Source organism: Streptomyces albireticuli (genome assembly GCF_021228125.1).
Lineage (GTDB): Bacteria > Actinomycetota > Actinomycetes > Streptomycetales > Streptomycetaceae > Streptomyces > Streptomyces albireticuli.
In genome coordinates, this window is sequence record NZ_JAJQQS010000008.1 from 161069 (window position 1) to 177776 (window position 16708).

The 16708-nt window shown below is 77.1% G+C and carries 1 protein-coding gene and 1 pseudogene; both read left to right on the top strand.

Features of this window, described 5'->3' with window-relative positions; genetic code table 11:
• The first annotated feature begins 155 nt into the window (after window positions 1-155).
• Window positions 156-11795 (top strand): type I polyketide synthase, encoded by an 11640-nt coding sequence (locus LUZ64_RS17050; RefSeq protein ID WP_232389827.1) that lies wholly within the window; start codon window positions 156-158, stop codon window positions 11793-11795.
• Window positions 11796-11893: 98 nt separating this feature from the next.
• Window positions 11894-16654: pseudogene (locus LUZ64_RS37160) on the top strand (type I polyketide synthase); the annotation flags it as partial.
• Between the last annotated feature and the right edge of the window lie 54 nt (window positions 16655-16708).

The window sequence follows — 16708 nt, forward strand, 5'->3', positions numbered from 1 at the left end:
CGCGCCGCGCCGCCCGCGGGCGGCCCGCCGCCACCGGACCGCTGCTGCTCCACCCCGGATCGTCCGTACGACCCGCGGTAGCCGTACCCGCACCACCCGGCCCCGGCCGGTCCCGCCCAGCCCTGATCACCACGAGAACGACCCAGAGGAGAACCGTGTCCGCAACCAACGAGGAGAAGCTGCGGGAGTACCTCCGGCGCGCGATGGCCGACCTGCACAGCACCCGCGAGCGGCTGCGCGAGGCCGAGTCGGCCGACCGGGAGCCGATCGCCATCGTGGGCATGGCGTGCCGGTACCCCGGCGGGGTGGCCTCGCCCGAGGACCTGTGGGGCCTGGTCGCCGCCGGCACCGACGCGATCTCCCCGTTCCCCACGGACCGGGGCTGGGACGCCGACGGGCTCTACGACCCGGACCCGGGCGTACCCGGCAAGAGCTATGTGCGCCAGGGCGGATTCCTGCACGAGGCGGCCGAGTTCGACCCCGGCTTCTTCGGGATCAGCCCGCGCGAGGCCGCCGCGACCGACCCCCAGCAGCGGCTGCTCCTGGAGACCTCCTGGGAGGCGCTGGAACGGGCCGGGATCGTGCCGGAGTCGCTGCGCGGCACCCGCACCGGAGTCTTCACCGGTGTGATGTACCACGACTACGGCAGCCACCAGGTCGGCAGCGCCGCCGACCCCAGTGGCCAGCTCGGCCTCGGCACCGCGGGCAGCGTCGCCTCCGGCCGCGTCGCCTACACGCTGGGCCTCCAGGGGCCCGCGATCACCGTGGACACGGCCTGCTCGTCCTCCCTGGTCACCCTGCACCTCGCCGTCCAGTCGCTGCGCCGCGGCGAGTGCGACCTCGCCCTCGCCGGCGGCGTCACGGTCATGGCGTCGCCGACGGTCTTCGTCGAGTTCTCCCGCCAGCGCGGCCTGGCCGCGGACGGGCGGTGCAAGGCGTTCGCGGAGGGCGCCGACGGCACGGCGTGGTCCGAGGGCGCCGGGGTGCTGCTGGTGGAGCGGCTCTCGGACGCCCGCCGCAACGGTCACCGGGTCCTGGCGGTCGTACGGGGTACCGCCGTCAACCAGGACGGTGCCAGCAACGGGCTGACCGCGCCCAGCGGTCCCGCCCAGCGGAAGGTCATCCAGGACGCGCTGGCCGACGCCGGGCTGACCCCGGCCGACGTCGACGCCGTCGAGGCGCACGGCACCGGGACGCCGTTGGGCGATCCGATCGAGGCGGGCGCCCTGCTGGCGACGTACGGGCGTGAGCGCGAGGGCGAGCCCCTGTGGCTCGGCTCGCTGAAGTCGAACATCGGTCACACCCAGGCCGCCGCCGGCGCCGCCGGCGTCATCAAGATGGTGCAGGCCATGCGGCACGGCCTGCTGCCCCGCACCCTGCACGTCGACGCCCCGTCCGCCAAGGTGGACTGGGACTCCGGCGCCGTACGGCTGCTGACGGAGGATCAGCCGTGGGCGGAGCGGGCGGACCGGCCGCGCCGGGCCGCGGTCTCGGCCTTCGGCGTCAGCGGGACGAACGCCCATGTGGTCATCGAGGAGGCGCCCGCGGTGGGGGCACCTGCCGCGGGGACGGCGGGGACAGTGGGGACAGCGGAGGCGCCGGCGGCACCGGCAGCGCCGGTAGCACCGGGGGCACCGGAAGCCCCCGCCTCCGGCGCCCCGTCCGCCCCCTTCGCACCTTTCACGCCTTTCGCCGAGGCCCCTTCCGTCGTCGCGTGGCCTCTGTCCGCCGCCACCGCCCCCGCCCTCCGGGCGCAGGCAGCCCGCCTCCGCGCCCACCTCCGGCGCACGCCCGGCGTCCCGCCCGCCGACATCGGCCGCTCCCTGGCCACCGGACGCGCCGCGCTCGCCCACCGGGCCGTGCTGCTCGGCGACCGGAGCCACGGAGCCCCTGTGGACGCCCTCGCCGCCCTGGCCGCCGGGGAGATCACCCCGGACGCCGTCACCGGCACCGCCGCCGACGTACGCCGGGTCGCCTTCGTCTACCCCGGCCAGGGCTCGCAGTGGGCCGGCATGGGCGCCGAACTCCTCGACACCGTCCCCGCCTTCGCGGCGGAGCTGGAACGCTGCGCGGCCGCGCTCGCCCCCTACGTGGACTGGTCGCTCACCGACGTCCTGCGGGGCGTCCCCGGCGCGCCCGGTCTCGACCGCGTCGACGTCGTACAGCCCGCGACCTTCGCCGTCATGGTGGCGCTCACCTCGCTCTGGCGCTCCCTCGGCGTCGAACCGGCCGCCGTCGTCGGCCACTCCCAGGGCGAGATCGCCGCGGCCTGCGTCGCCGGTGCGCTCTCCCTGGACGACGCCGCCCGCGTGGTGGCCCTGCGCTCCCGGATCATCGCCCGGGAGCTCGCGGGCCGCGGCGGCATGGCCTCCGTGGCACTCCCCGCCGCCGACGTCGAGGCACGGCTGTCCGCCGGGGCCGCCGAGCTCGCAGGCGTCGAGATCGCCGCCGTCAACGGCCCGGAGTCCACCGTCGTCTGCGGGGAGCCCGAGGCCCTGGACGCGCTGCTGCGCGCCCTGGAGGCCGAAGGGGCCCGGGTCCGCCGCATCGACGTCGACTACGCCTCGCACTCCCACTACGTCGAGCGGATCCAGGACGAGGTCCTGGCCGCGCTCGCCCCCGTCCGGCCGCGCCGCGCCGACGTCCCCTTCTACTCCACCGTCGACGCGGCACCTGTCGACACGGCCACGCTCGACGCCGCCTACTGGTACCGCAACCTGCGCCGCACGGTGCGGTTCGAGCCCGCGGTGCGGGCGATGCTCGCCGACGGGGTCGACGCGTTCGTCGAGTGCTCACCGCACCCCGTGCTCACGGTCGGGATCCGCCAGACGGTGGAGAGCCCGGCGGCAGGAGCCGGAACCGGAGCCGGAGCTGGAACCGGAGCCGGAGCCGGAACGGGAACCGGGACCGGAGCGGGAAGCAAGACCGGAACCGGAACCGGGGCCCGAACCACTACCGTCGTCGACGGCCCCGCTGACGCCCCCGCCGTACCGGCCGTCGGCTCCCTGCGCCGTGGCGAGGGCGGCCTGCGGCGCTTCCTCACCTCCGCCGCGGAGGCCCAGGTCGCGGGCGTACCCGTCGACTGGTCCGCGCTCCACCCCGGCGGACGCGTGGTGGACCTGCCGACGTACGCCTTCCAGCGCGAGCGCTACTGGGTCGCGCCGGCGGACCACGACGCCGCCCCGGCGCCCGAACGTTCCGCCGCCGCTGAGGCCCTTACGGATGCCCTCACGTCCACAGGCGCAACCCCCGAGCCGCCCGCCACCGCCGACGACCGCCTCGGCTACCACGTCGCCTGGAAGGGCCTGCGCCCCGCCACCGGCGGCTGGCGCCCCGGGCTCCGCCTCCTGGTCGTACCGGCCGGTGGCGCCCACACGGCGGTCGCCGACGCCGTGGAGGAGGCCATCGCCTCCTTCGGCGGCACCGTCCGCCGCGTCACCGTGGACGCCGCCCGCGCCACCCGTGACGACCTGCGCACCCTGATCGAACCCGCCGTCAACGGCGACACCGCCGTGACCGGCGCCGTGTCCCTGCTCGGCCTGTGCGCGGACGCCCACCCCGGCCACCCCGCCGTGGCCACCGGCGTCGCCGCGACCCTCGCCCTGGTCCAGGCGCTGGCCGGCCTCGGCGGCACCGCACCGCTGTGGACCGTCACCCGGGGCGCCGTCGCCACCTCGCCCGACGAGGTGCCGTCCACCGCGGGAGCCCAGCTGTGGGGCCTCGGCCGGGTGGCCGCCCTCGAACTGCCCGACCGGTGGGGCGGCCTCGTCGACCTGCCGGAGCGCCCCGACGCGCGGGTCTACGAACGGCTCGCGGGCGTCCTCGCCGACCCCGGCGCCGAGGACCAGATCGCCATCAGGACGTCCGGCGTCTTCGGCCGCCGGGTCCTGCGGACCCCGGCCGGGCCGGACCGGCCCGCCTGGCGTGCCCGCGGCACCGTCCTCGTCGCCGGCGACCTCACGACAGTGCCCGGTGCGCTCGTCCGCTCGCTGCTGGAGGACGGCGCCGAACGCGTGGTGCTCGCCGGACCGGAGGCCGACGCGGAGGCCGTCGAGGCGGCCGGGATCGCCGGTACGGACACCGTCGTGCCGGTCCGGTGCGACGTCACCGACCGGGCCGCCCTAGCCGGACTCCTCGACACGTACGCGCCCACCGTCGTCATGCACGCCCCGCCCCTCGTGCCCCTGACACCCCTCACCGCCACGACGCCGGCCGACATCGCCGCCGCCGTAGCCACCAAAACGACAACCGCCGACCACCTGACCGACTTGCTCACCGAGGCCGCCGACCCCGCCGGACCGGCCGGAACCATCGGCGCCGCCGGCTCGCCCGACCCCCAAGACGCCACCCCCCTCCCCTCCCCCCTCCCCACCCTCGTCCTCTTCTCCTCCGTCTCCGGCGTCTGGGGCGGCGCCTCCCAGGGGTGCTACGCCGCCGCCACCGCGCACCTCGACGCGCTCGCCGAACGCGCCCGCGCCCAAGGGCTGCACGCCGTCTCGGTTGCCTGGAGTCCGTGGGCGGGCGCCGTGCCCGCCCAGGGGGCCGACGCCGCGTTCATGAACCGGCGCGGCCTGGCTCCGCTCGACCCCGGTGCCGCCGTCCGCGCGCTGCGCCGCGCGCTGGAGCGCGGCAGTGCCACCGGCGCGGTCGCCGACGTCGACTGGAACCGCTTCGCCGCCTCCTACACCTCCGTGCGCCCGGCCGTCCTCTTCGACGACATCCCCGACGTCCGCCGGCTGCGGGCCGCCGAACGCGCCGCGGCCGGCGCCGACCCGTCCACCTCCGAGCTCGTCCGCGAACTGTCCGCGCAGTCCGGCCACAAGCGGCACGCCACCCTGCTGCGGCTGGTCCGCACCCACGCCGCCGCCGTCCTCGGCCAGGACTCCGGCGAGGCGGTGAACAGCGCGCGGGCCTTCCGCGACCTCGGCTTCGACTCGCTGACGGCCGTCGAGCTCCGGGACCGGCTCGCCGCCGCGACCGGCCTGACCCTGCCCGCCTCCCTGGTCTTCGACCACTCCAACCCGGCCGCTCTCGCCCGCCACCTCGGCGAGGAGCTCCTCGGCCGCGGCGACACCGCCGCCACCGGCCCCACCGCCCCGGCCCGCGCCGACGAGCCCGTCGCCATCATCGGCATGGCCTGCCGGCTGCCCGGCGGCGTCCGGTCACCGGAGGACCTCTGGGACCTGCTGACCGGCGAGACCGACGCCATCACGCCCTTCCCCACCGACCGCGGCTGGAACAACGACGCCCTCTACGACCCCGACCCCGACTCCCCGGGCCACCACACCTACGTGCGCGAGGGCGGGTTCCTGCACGACGCCGCCGAGTTCGACCCCGGCTTCTTCGGGATCAGCCCGCGCGAGGCCCTCGCCATGGACCCGCAGCAGCGCCTGGTCCTGGAGACCGCCTGGGAGTCCTTCGAGCGGGCCGGCATCGACCCGGTGGAACTGCGCGGCAGCCGCACCGGCGTGTTCGTCGGCACCAACGGGCAGCACTACGTGCCGCTGCTCCAGGACGGCGACGACAGCTTCGACGGCTACATCGCCACCGGCAACTCGGCCAGCGTGATGTCCGGCCGGCTCTCGTACGTCTTCGGCCTCGAAGGCCCCGCCGTCACCGTCGACACCGCGTGCTCGGCCTCGCTCGCCGCCCTGCACCTCGCCGTGCAGTCGCTGCGCCGCGGCGAGTGCGACATGGCGCTGGTCAGCGGCGCCACGGTGATGTCCACGCCGGAGATGCTCGTCGAGTTCGGCCGGCAGCGGGCGATCTCCCCGGACGGCCGCTCCAAGGCGTTCGCCGAGGCCGCCGACGGCGTCGGCCTGGCCGAGGGCGCGGGCGTGCTCCTCGTCGAGCGGCTGTCCGAGGCCCAGGAGAAGGGCCACCCGGTGCTCGCCGTCGTCCGCGGCACCGCCGTCAACCAGGACGGTGCCAGCAACGGCCTGACCGCGCCCAGCGGCCCCGCCCAGCAGAAGGTCATCCGGGAGGCGCTGGCCGACGCCGGGCTGACCCCGGCCGACGTCGACGCCGTCGAGGCGCACGGCACCGGCACCTCCCTCGGCGACCCCATCGAGGCCGGCGCCCTCCTCGCCACATACGGCGGCGAGCGCGAGGGCGACCCGCTGTGGCTCGGGTCCGTGAAGTCGAACATCGGCCACACCCAGGCCGCCGCCGGGGTCGCCGGCGTCATCAAGATGGTCCTCGCCATGCGGCACGGCCTCCTGCCCCGGACGCTGCACGTCGACGCCCCCTCGTCCCGCGTGGACTGGGACGCGGGCGCCGTCGAGCTGCTGACGGAGGCCCGGCCGTGGCCCGCCCGGGACGACCGCCCGCGCCGGGCCGGCGTCTCCTCCTTCGGCATCAGCGGCACCAACGCCCACGTCGTCGTCGAGGAACCGCCCGCGCCCACCGCCCCCGGACTCCTCCCGCCCGCCCCCGACACCGCCGGTGACGTGTGGTCCGAGGAGTGGTGGCACGGGGTGACCGTGCCGCTGATGATGTCCGCGCACAACGAGGCGGCACTCCGCGACCAGGCGCGGCGGTTGCGCGCGGACCTGCTCGCCCACCCCGAACTGCACCCCGCCGACGTCGGCTACACCCTCATCACCACCCGCAGCCGGTTCGAGCAGCGGGCCGCCGTCGTCGGCGAGAACTTCACCGAGCTGATCGCCGCGCTCGACGACCTCGTGGAGGGCCGCCCGCACCCGCTCGTGATGAAGGGCACCGCCGGCGGCACCGCCGACCATGTCGTCTTCGTCTTCCCCGGCCAGGGCTCGCAGTGGGCCGAGATGGCCGACGGACTGGCCGACCGCTCCCGGGCGTTCCGGGAGAGCGTGCGCGCCTGCGACGCCGCCCTGCGCCCGTACCTCGGCTGGTCCGTGCTGGACGTCCTGGACCGGGAGCCCGGCGCCCCCTCGCTCGAACGCGTCGACGTCGTCCAGCCCGTGCTGTTCACCATGATGGTCTCGCTCGCCGCGACCTGGCGCTCCCTGGGCGTCGAACCGGCCGCCGTCGTCGGCCACTCCCAGGGCGAGATCGCCGCGGCCTACGTCGCCGGCGGCCTCTCCCTGGACGACGCGGCGCGGATCGTCGCCCTGCGCAGCCGGGCATGGCTGCGGCTGGCCGGCAAGGGCGGCATGGTCGCCGTGCCGATGCGCGCCGCCGACCTGCGGACCAGGCTCGCGGCCTGGGGCGACCGGCTCGCCGTCGCCGCCGTCAACAGCCCCGAGACGTGCGCCGTCGCGGGCGACCCCGACGCCCTGGCCGGACTCGTCGCCGAGCTGACCGCCGAGGGCGTGCACGCCCGCCCGATCCCCGGCGTCGACACCGCCGGCCACTCGCCGCACGTCGACGCCCTCCAGGACCACCTGCTGGAGGTCCTGGCCCCCGTCGCGCCCCGGTCCTCCGCGATCCCCTTCTACTCGACCGTCACCGGCGGACTCCTCGACACCGCGAAGCTCGACGCCGACTACTGGTACCGCAACATGCGCGAACCCGTGGAGTTCGAGCAGGCCACCCGCGCCCTCCTGGAGGACGGCCACGACGCGTTCCTGGAGACCGCCCCGCACCCCATGCTGGCCGTCTCGCTCCAGGAGACCATCACCGACGCCGGCGCCTCCGCCGCCGTACTCGGCACCCTGCGCCGCGGCCAGGGCGGGCCGCGCTGGCTGGGCGCCGCCGTCTGCCGCGCCTACACGCACGGCGTGGAGATCGACGCCGAAGCGGTCTTCGGCCCCGACTCCCGCCAGGTCACCCTGCCCACCTACCCCTTCCAGCGCGAGCGCTACTGGTACAGCCCCACGGCCCGGGGCGGCGACCCGGCCTCCCTCGGCCTGGACGTCGCCGACCACCCCCTGCTCGGCGGGGGAGTGGAACTCCCCGGCTCCGGCGAGCACGTCTACACCGCACGTGTCGGCGTCGACGGCGCGCCCTGGCTCGCCGACCACGCGCTCATGGGGTCGGTGCTGCTGCCCGGCGCCGCCTTCGCCGACCTCGCCCTGTGGGCCGGCCGCCAGGCGGGCACCGGCCGGATCGAGGAACTCACCCTCGCCGCGCCCCTGGTGGTGCCCGGCACCGGCGGCCGCCGGCTGCGGCTGACCGTCGGCGCCCCGGGCGCCGACGACGCCCGCCGCTTCACCGTGCACGGCCGCGCCGAGGGTGCCGCCGCCTGGACCCTGCACGCCGAGGGCCTGCTGACCGGCGACGACGGCACGGCGGACGCGGACGGCACGGGGATCGCCCCGCCGCCCGGTGCCGAACCCCTGGACACCGGCGACTTCTACGAACGCTTCGCCGAACTGGGCTACGGCTACGGCCCGTACTTCCGCGGCCTCGTGTCCGCGCACCGCTCCGGCGCCGACCTCCACGCCGAGGTCGCCCTGCCCGAACGGGCCCGCGCCGACGCCGCCCGCTTCGGCCTCCACCCGGCCCTGCTGGACGCCGCCCTCCAGGCCATGAGCCTGGGCGGGTTCTTCCCCGAGGACGGCCGCGTCCGGATGCCGTTCGCGCTGCGGGACGTACGGCTGCACCGCACCGGCGCGGACCGGCTCCACGTACGGATCTCGCCCGTCGCCGAGGACGCGGTGCGCGTCGAGTGCGCCGACCCCGACGGCCGGCCGGTCGCCGAGATCGGCTCCATCCTCATGCGGACCGTCGAGGCCGAACAGCTCCTGGACGGCCGCCCGGTGAGCGCCGACGCGCTGTTCCACGTCGCCTGGCGGGCGCTGCCCGGCACCACCACCCCGCCCGCCCGCTGGATCCTCGCCGGGCCGGACGCCCTGGGCCTCGCCGGGTCCGCCGACGCGCACCTGCCCGGCCTGCTCACCGCACCCGGCGAGCCCGCGCCCGAGACCGCCGGCGTGTCCGTCCCGGGCGCCGTGGTGCCCGGTGCGCCCGACGGGCACGGCGACACCGCCGGGGACCCCGAGCGGGACGCGCGGGCGTTCGCCGACGGACCCGCCCCGGACGCCGTCGTGTTCGGCGTGCCCGCGGGCGCCATCGACCCCACCGGGGACCCCGAGCGGGACGCGCGGGCCCTCGCCGACGGCGTCGGCGCCGTCGTCTCCCGGACCCTCGAAGCCGTCCAGCACTGGCTCGGCAGCCCCTCGGCGCCGGAGCGCACCCGCCTCGTCGTCGCCACCCGCGGCGCCGTGGCCGTACGCGGCGACGCCGATGTCACCGACCCGGCCGCCGCCGCCGTCTGGGGCCTGCTGCGCTCCGCGCAGGCCGAGGAGCCCGGCCGGTTCGTCCTCGTCGACCTGGACGACGACCCGGCCTCCGTACGGGCCCTGCCCGCCGCCCTCGCGACCGGCGAACCCCAGACCGCCGTCCGCGCCGGCACCGTCCACGTCCCCCGGCTGACCCGCCCCGGTGGACCCGGCCGCACACCGTCGGGGTCCCTCACCCCGCCCGACGGGCCCGGCGCGTGGCGGCTCCGGCGCGGCGCCGACGCCACCCTCGACGGCCTCGCGCTCGTCCCCGCCCCCGACGCGGACGCCCCGCTGGAACCCGGCCAGGTGCGCGTCGCCGTCCGCGCCACCGGGGTGAACTTCCGCGACGCCCTCATCGCCCTCGGCATGTACCCCGGCGAGGCCGAGATGGGCACCGAAGGCGCCGGCATCGTCACCGAAACCGGCCCCGGCGTCACCCGGTTCGCCCCCGGCGACCGCGTCCTCGGCATGTGGGACGGCGGCTTCGGCCCGGTGTGCGTGGCCGACCACCGGCTCCTCGCACCCGTACCGGACGGCTGGACGTTCGCCACCGCCGCGTCCGTGCCCGCCGTGTTCCTCAGCGCCTACTACGGCCTGGTCACCCTGGCCGGGCTGCGCGCCGGGGAGACCGTCCTGGTGCACGCCGCCGCCGGCGGCGTCGGCATGGCCGCCCTCCAGATCGCCCGCCACCTCGGTGCCGAGGTACTGGCGACGGCGAGCCCCGGCAAGTGGGAGACGCTGCGCGGCCTGGGCGTTCCCGCCGAGCGCCTCGCCTCCTCCCGCACCCTCGACTTCGCCACCGCCTTCGCCGGTACGAACGGCGCGGCCGGCGCCGACGTCGTCCTCAACTCGCTCACCAAGGAGTTCACCGACGCCTCCCTCGGACTGCTCGCCCCCGGCGGCCGGTTCCTGGAGCTCGGTAAGACCGACGTCCGCGACCCCGCGCGCGTCGCCGAGGACCACCCTGGCGTCCGCTACCGGGCGTTCGACCTCAACGAGGCCGGACCCGAGGCGCTCGGCCGGATGCTCACCGAACTGATGGACCTCTTCGCCCGGGGTGCGCTGCACCCCCTCCCGGTCACCCCGCACGACGTCCGCCGCGCCCCCGAGGCCCTGCGGACGATCAGCCAGGCCCGGCACGTCGGCAAGCTCGTCCTGACCATGCCGCCCGCCTTCGGCCCGTACGGCACCGTCCTCGTCACCGGCGGCACCGGCACCCTCGGCGCCCGTATCGCCCGGCACCTCGTCGCCCGGCACGGCGTCCGCCACCTCCTGCTCGCCTCCCGGGGCGGCCCGGACGGCGCCGGCGCCCCCGAACTCGTCGAGGAGCTCACCACGATGGGCGCCTCCGCGACCGTCGCCGCGTGCGACGTCGCCGACCCCGGCGCGCTCCGCCGCCTCCTCGCGTCCGTACCCGCCGCACACCCGCTGACCGCGGTCGTGCACAGCGCGGGCGTCCTCGACGACGGCGTCCTGACCGCCCTCACCCCCGACCGGATGCGCCGCGCCCTGGCACCCAAGCTCGACGCGGCGGCACACCTGGACGCGCTCACCCGCGACCTCGACCTCACCGCCTTCGTCCTCTTCTCCTCCAGCTCCGGCCTGCTCGGCAGCCCCGCCCAGGGCAACTACGCGGCGGCCAACGCCGCGCTCGACGCCCTCGCGTCCCGCCGCCGCGCCGCCGGCCTCCCGGCCGTCTCCCTCGCCTGGGGCCTGTGGTCCGACACCAGCCGGATGGCCGGCACCCTCGATCAGGAGAACCTGCGCCGCCGCTTCGCCCGCAACGGCTTCCCGCCCATGTCCGCGGGTCAGGGCACCGCCCTCCTCGACGCCGCCCTGGCCCTCGACGAGGCCGTGCAGGTCCCCATGCGCCTCGACCCGGCCGCGCTGCGCGCCGCCGGAACCGTCCCGCCCCTGCTGTCCGAGCTGGTCACCGCCGCCCCCGCGGACCGGGCCGGAGCCCGCGCCGGCGGTACGGGCCCGGGCGCCGGCACCGGCGAGGAGCTCGCCGCGCGCCTCGCCGCGCTCTCCCCGGAGGAGCGCCACGACCGGCTCCTCGACCTCGTGCGCGAGCACGTCGCCGCCGTCCTGGGCCACGACTCCGCCGACGGGATCCGCTCCGACCGGCCCTTCAAGGACGCGGGCTTCGACTCGCTGACCGCCGTCGAGATGCGCAACCGCGTGGGCGCCGCCACCGGGCTCAGGCTCCCCGCGACCCTGGTCTTCGACCACCCCACCCCGGCCGCCATGGCCGGTCACCTCGACGGCCTCCTGACGGCCGCCCGGCCGAGCGCCGCGGCACCGCTGCTCGCCGAACTCGACCGGATCGAGGCGGCCCTGGCCGCCCTCACCCCGGACGCCCTCGCGACCACCGCGCCGGCACCGGACGGCGACGACGGCTGGTCCGGCGTCGCCCGGCGCCTGGACGCCCTCGCCGACCGCTGGCGCGGCCTCCACGACCCGGCGGCGGCCCCCGGCGGCCCCGGGGACCCGGACGACGGGCCCGCCGAGGACATCGCCGACGCCCTCCGGGGCGCGGACGACGACGAGATCTTCGCGTTCATCGACGAGCGCTACGGCACCTCCTGAACCTCCGGCCGGAACCGGATCGCCCCGGAACCGCGCCGTCCCCGAAGGGAAGAACCACTGTGGCGGATGAAGAGAAACTGCGCGCCTACCTCAAGCACGTGACGGCCGAGCTGCACCGGGCCACCGAGCGGCTGCGCGCCGTCGAGGACCGGGCCCACGAGCCGGTCGCCGTCGTCGGCATGGCCTGCCGGCTGCCCGGCGGCGTCCGGGGCCCGGAGGACCTGTGGGAGCTGCTCCGCACGGGCACCGACGCCGTGGCGCCGGCCCCGGCCGACCGCGGCTGGGACCTGGAGGCGATGTACTCGCCCGACCCGGACCGGGCCGGTACCACCTACTGCCGCGAGGGCGGGTTCGTCCGCGGCGCCGACGAGTTCGACCCCGGCCTCTTCGGGATCTCCCCCAACGAGGCGCTCGCCACGGACCCGCAGCAGCGCCTCCTCCTGGAGACCTCCTGGGAGGCCCTGGAACGCGCCGGCATCGACCCGCGCTCCCTGCGCGGCAGTCGCACCGGCGTCTTCGCCGGTGCCTGGGAGAGCGGCTACCAGAAGGCCGCCGGACACCCCGAAGCCGACCTCGACGCCCAGCTGGAAGCGCAGCTCCTGGCCGGCATCGTCAGCTTCACCGCCGGACGCGTCGCCTACGCCCTCGGTCTGGAGGGCCCCGCGCTGACCGTCGACACGGCCTGCTCGTCCTCCCTGGTCACCCTCCACCTGGCGGCCCAGTCGCTGCGCCGGGGCGAGTGCGACCTCGCCCTCGCGGGCGGCGCGACCGTCCTCGCCGACCCCGCCCTCTTCGTCCAGTTCTCCCGGCAGCGCGGGCTCGCGCCGGACGGCCGCTGCAAGCCCTTCGCCGAGGCCGCCGACGGCTTCGGCCCCGCCGAGGGCGCCGGCATGCTCCTCGTCGAGCGGCTGTCCGACGCCCGCCGCAACGGCCATCGTGTCCTGGCGGTGGTGCGGGGCAGCGCCGTGAACCAGGACGGCGCGAGCAACGGGCTTACGGCGCCCAGTGGTCCGGCGCAGCAGAAGGTCATCCGGGACGCCCTCGCCGACGCCGGTCTGACGCCGGGTGAGGTCGACGCCGTCGAGGCGCACGGTACGGGGACGCCGTTGGGCGATCCGATCGAGGCGGGCGCGCTGCTGGCGACGTACGGGCGTGAGCGCGAGGGCGAGCCCCTGTGGCTGGGGTCGCTCAAGTCCAACATCGGGCACACGCAGGCCGCCGCCGGAGTCGCAGGCGTCATCAAGATGGTGCAGGCGCTGCGGCACGGCCTGCTGCCCCGCACCCTCCACGTCGACGCCCCCTCGTCGCACATCGACTGGGACTCCGGGGCGGTCGCGCTCCTCACCGAGGCCCGGCCCTGGCCCGCCCGGGACGACCGCCCGCGCCGCGCCGCCGTCTCCTCCTTCGGCGTCAGCGGCACCAACGCCCACGTCATCCTGGAACAGGCCCCGGTCGCCGCCGCGGTCCCGGGCGCCGGGTCCGCCGGGTCCGGCCTCCCGCTCGCCGCGGACGGGCCGGAGCCCTCACGCGAACAGGCCCCGTCCGCCCGGCCCTCCTCGACCGCCCCCCGGCCGTCCGCCCGCGGCGTGGAGCCCTTGTCCGAACAGGCCCCGGTCGCCCCCGCGACCGTCCTCCCGCTGTCCGCCGACGGCGCGGAACCCCTGCGCGAGCAGGCCCGCCGGCTCGCCGCGCACCTCGCCGCCGACCCGGACCTCACCCCCGCCGACGCCGCCTGGTCCGCGGCCACCACGCGCGCCGCGCTCCCGCACCGGGCCTCCGTCCTGGCCGACGACCGAGAGGCGCTGATCGCCCGGCTCCAGGCCGTCGCCGAGGGCCGCGCGGACAAGGACGTCACCCTCGGCGAGGCGGGCAGCGACCGCGCGCCCGTCTTCGTCTTCCCCGGCCAGGGCTCCCAGTGGCCCGGCATGGGCGCCCGGCTCCTCGCCGACGCCCCCGCCTTCCGCGCGAAGGCCGAGGAGTGCGCCACCGCCCTCGCGCCCCACCTCGACTGGAACGTCCTCGACGTCCTCCGGGGCATCCCCGGCGCCCCGCCGACCGACCGCGCGGACGTCGTCCAGCCCGTCCTGTTCACCATGATGGTGTCCCTCGCCGCCCTGTGGGAGGCGCACGGCGTGCGGCCCGCGGCGGTCGTCGGGCACTCCCAGGGCGAGGTCGCCGCCGCCCACGCGGCCGGCGCGCTCTCCCTGGCCGACGCCGCCCGGGTGATCGCCGAACGCAGCAGGCTCTGGGGCCGGCTGGCGGGCAACGGCGGCATGCTCTCGGTCATGGCACCCGCCGACCGGGTCCGCGAGCTCATCGGCCCCTGGGCGGACCGGGTCTCCGTCGCCGCCGTCAACGGCCCCGCGTCCGTCACCGTCGCCGGAGACGCCGCCGCCCTGGAGGAGTTCGGCGCACGGCTCTCCGCCGACGGGGTGCTGCGCTGGCCGCTGCCCGGCGTCGACTTCGCCGGCCACTCGCCCCAGGTGGAGGAGTTCCGCGCCGAACTCCTCGGCACCCTCGCCGGGGTGCGGCCCACCGCCGCGCGGCTGCCGTTCTTCTCCACCGTCACCGCCGCCGAGCACGCCCCCGAGGAACTCGACGCCGCCTACTGGTACCGGAACATGCGCGAACCCGTCGAGTTCGCCGCCACCCTGCGCACCCTCCTGCGCCAGGGCCACCGCACGTTCGTCGAGATGGGCCCGCACCCGCTGCTCGGCGCGGCGGTCGACGAGGTCGCCGACGCCGAGGGCGTCCGCGCCACCGCCCTGAGCACCCTCTACCGGGACTCAGGCGACCTCGCCCGGTTCCGCGCCTCCGTGGGCGCCGCCTTCGCACACGGCGTCCGCGTCGACTGGAACCCCCTGTTCGAGGGCACCGGCGCCCGCCGCGTCCCCCTGCCCACGTACGCCTTCCGCCGCGACCGCTTCTGGCTGCCGACCACCGTCGCCCGCCGCGCCGCGCCCCCGGCCGCCGCACCGGCCGAGTCCTGGCGCTACCGAGTGGCGTGGACCGCCCTCGACACCACCGGCACCACCCCGCCCACCGGCAGCTGGCTGCTCGTGGACACCCCGGCCACCGAGGCGTCCGCGGCCGACGCCGCCGGGGCCGCCCTCGGCGCGGCCGGGGCGACGGTCCTGCGGCACACCCTGGACCCGGCCGGCGCGGACCGGGCCGGGCTCGCGGACCGCCTCGCCGGACTCGCCGGCGGACTCACGGGCGTACTTCTGCTGCCCCCCGTCGCCACCACCGGGGACCAGCCGCTCGACGACGGCACCGCGACCGCCCTGCGGGTCGTCCAGGCCGTCACGGAAGCCGCCTCCGAGGCCCGCGTCTGGATCGCCACCCGCGGCGCCGTCGCCGTCGGACCCGGCGAGTCCCCCTCGCCGACGGCCGCCCGCCTCTGGGGCCTCGGCCGGGTCGCCGCCCTGGAGGCCCCGACGCGGTGGGGCGGCCTCGTCGACCTGCCCGCAGACCCCGCCGAACGGGACTGGGAGCGGCTTGTCGGCGTCCTGTCCGGGGCGACGGGCGAGGACCAGATCGCCCTGCGCGCGTCGGGCGCGTACGGCTGCCGCATGCTCCCCGCCCGCGACGGCGCGAGCACGGCGCACCGCGCCTGGCGGCCGCGCGGCAGCGTCCTCGTCACCGGCGGCACCGGGGGGATCGGCGGGCACGTGGCCCGCTGGCTCGCCCGGGAGGGCGCCGAACACCTCGTCCTGGCGGGCCGCCGGGGCGCCGACGCGCCGGGAGCCGCCGAACTGGAGGCCGAACTCGGCGACCTGGGCGCCAAGGTGACGTTCGCGGCGTGCGACGTCGCGGACCGGGCTTCGGTGAAGGGCCTTCTGGCGCGTATCGGGGAGTCGGGTGTGCCGTTGCGTGCGGTGTTCCATGCGGCGGGTGTGCCGCAGGTGACGCCGTTGGGTGAGGTGACTCCCGAGGAGGCGGCGCATGTCCTGGCCGCGAAGGCCGTGGGCGCGGAGCTGCTGGACGAGCTGACGGCGGACGCCGAGCTGGACGCGTTCGTGCTGTTCTCCTCCGGTGCCGCGGTCTGGGGCAGCGGTGGTCAGTCCGTCTACGCCGCCGCCAACGCCCACCTCGACGCCCTCGCCGAACGCCGCCGCGCCCGGGGCCGCACCGCCACCTCCGTCGCCTGGGGGCTCTGGGGCGGCGGCGGGATGGGCGCGGACGACGGCGTCACCGACTTCTACGCCGAGCGCGGCCTCGCCCCCATGTCCCCGGAACAGGGCATCCAGGCCCTCCGCCGCGCCCTCGACCTCGACGACACCTGCGTCACCGTCGCCGACCTCGACTGGGAGCACTTCGTCACCGGCTTCACCGCCTTCCGCCCCAGCCCGCTGATCTCGGACATCCCTCAGGTGCGCGCCCTGCGGACCGCGGCCCCGGCCTCCGACGCCTCCGACGGCCTGCGCCGCCTCCTGGCCGACGCCCTCACCCCGCGCGAGCGCGCCAAGGTGCTCGTCGACCTCGTCCGCACCGTGGCCGCGGAGGTCCTCGGCCACGACGGCACCGGCCGCATCGGCCACGACGTCGCGTTCAAGGAGCTCGGCTTCGACTCGCTCGCCGCCGTCCGGCTGCGCGGCAGGCTCGCCGAGGCCACCGGCCTCACCCTGCCCGCGACCGTCATCTTCGACCACCCCACCGTGGACCGGCTCGGCGCGGCCCTCCTCGACGGGCTCACCGGCGGCACGGCACCGGACGGACCGGAGCCCGCGCGCGCCGGCGTCGACGCCGACGCCGACGCCGACGGCGACACCGGCGCCGGTGACACCGCCATCGACGAACTGGGCGCCGACGAGCTCATCCGGCTGGCCAAGGCCGGCTCCGGCGCGGCCGGCGACTGACCGCCGGACCCGGACGACCCCCACCACAGCGAACAAGCGAACAGACGAGGACCC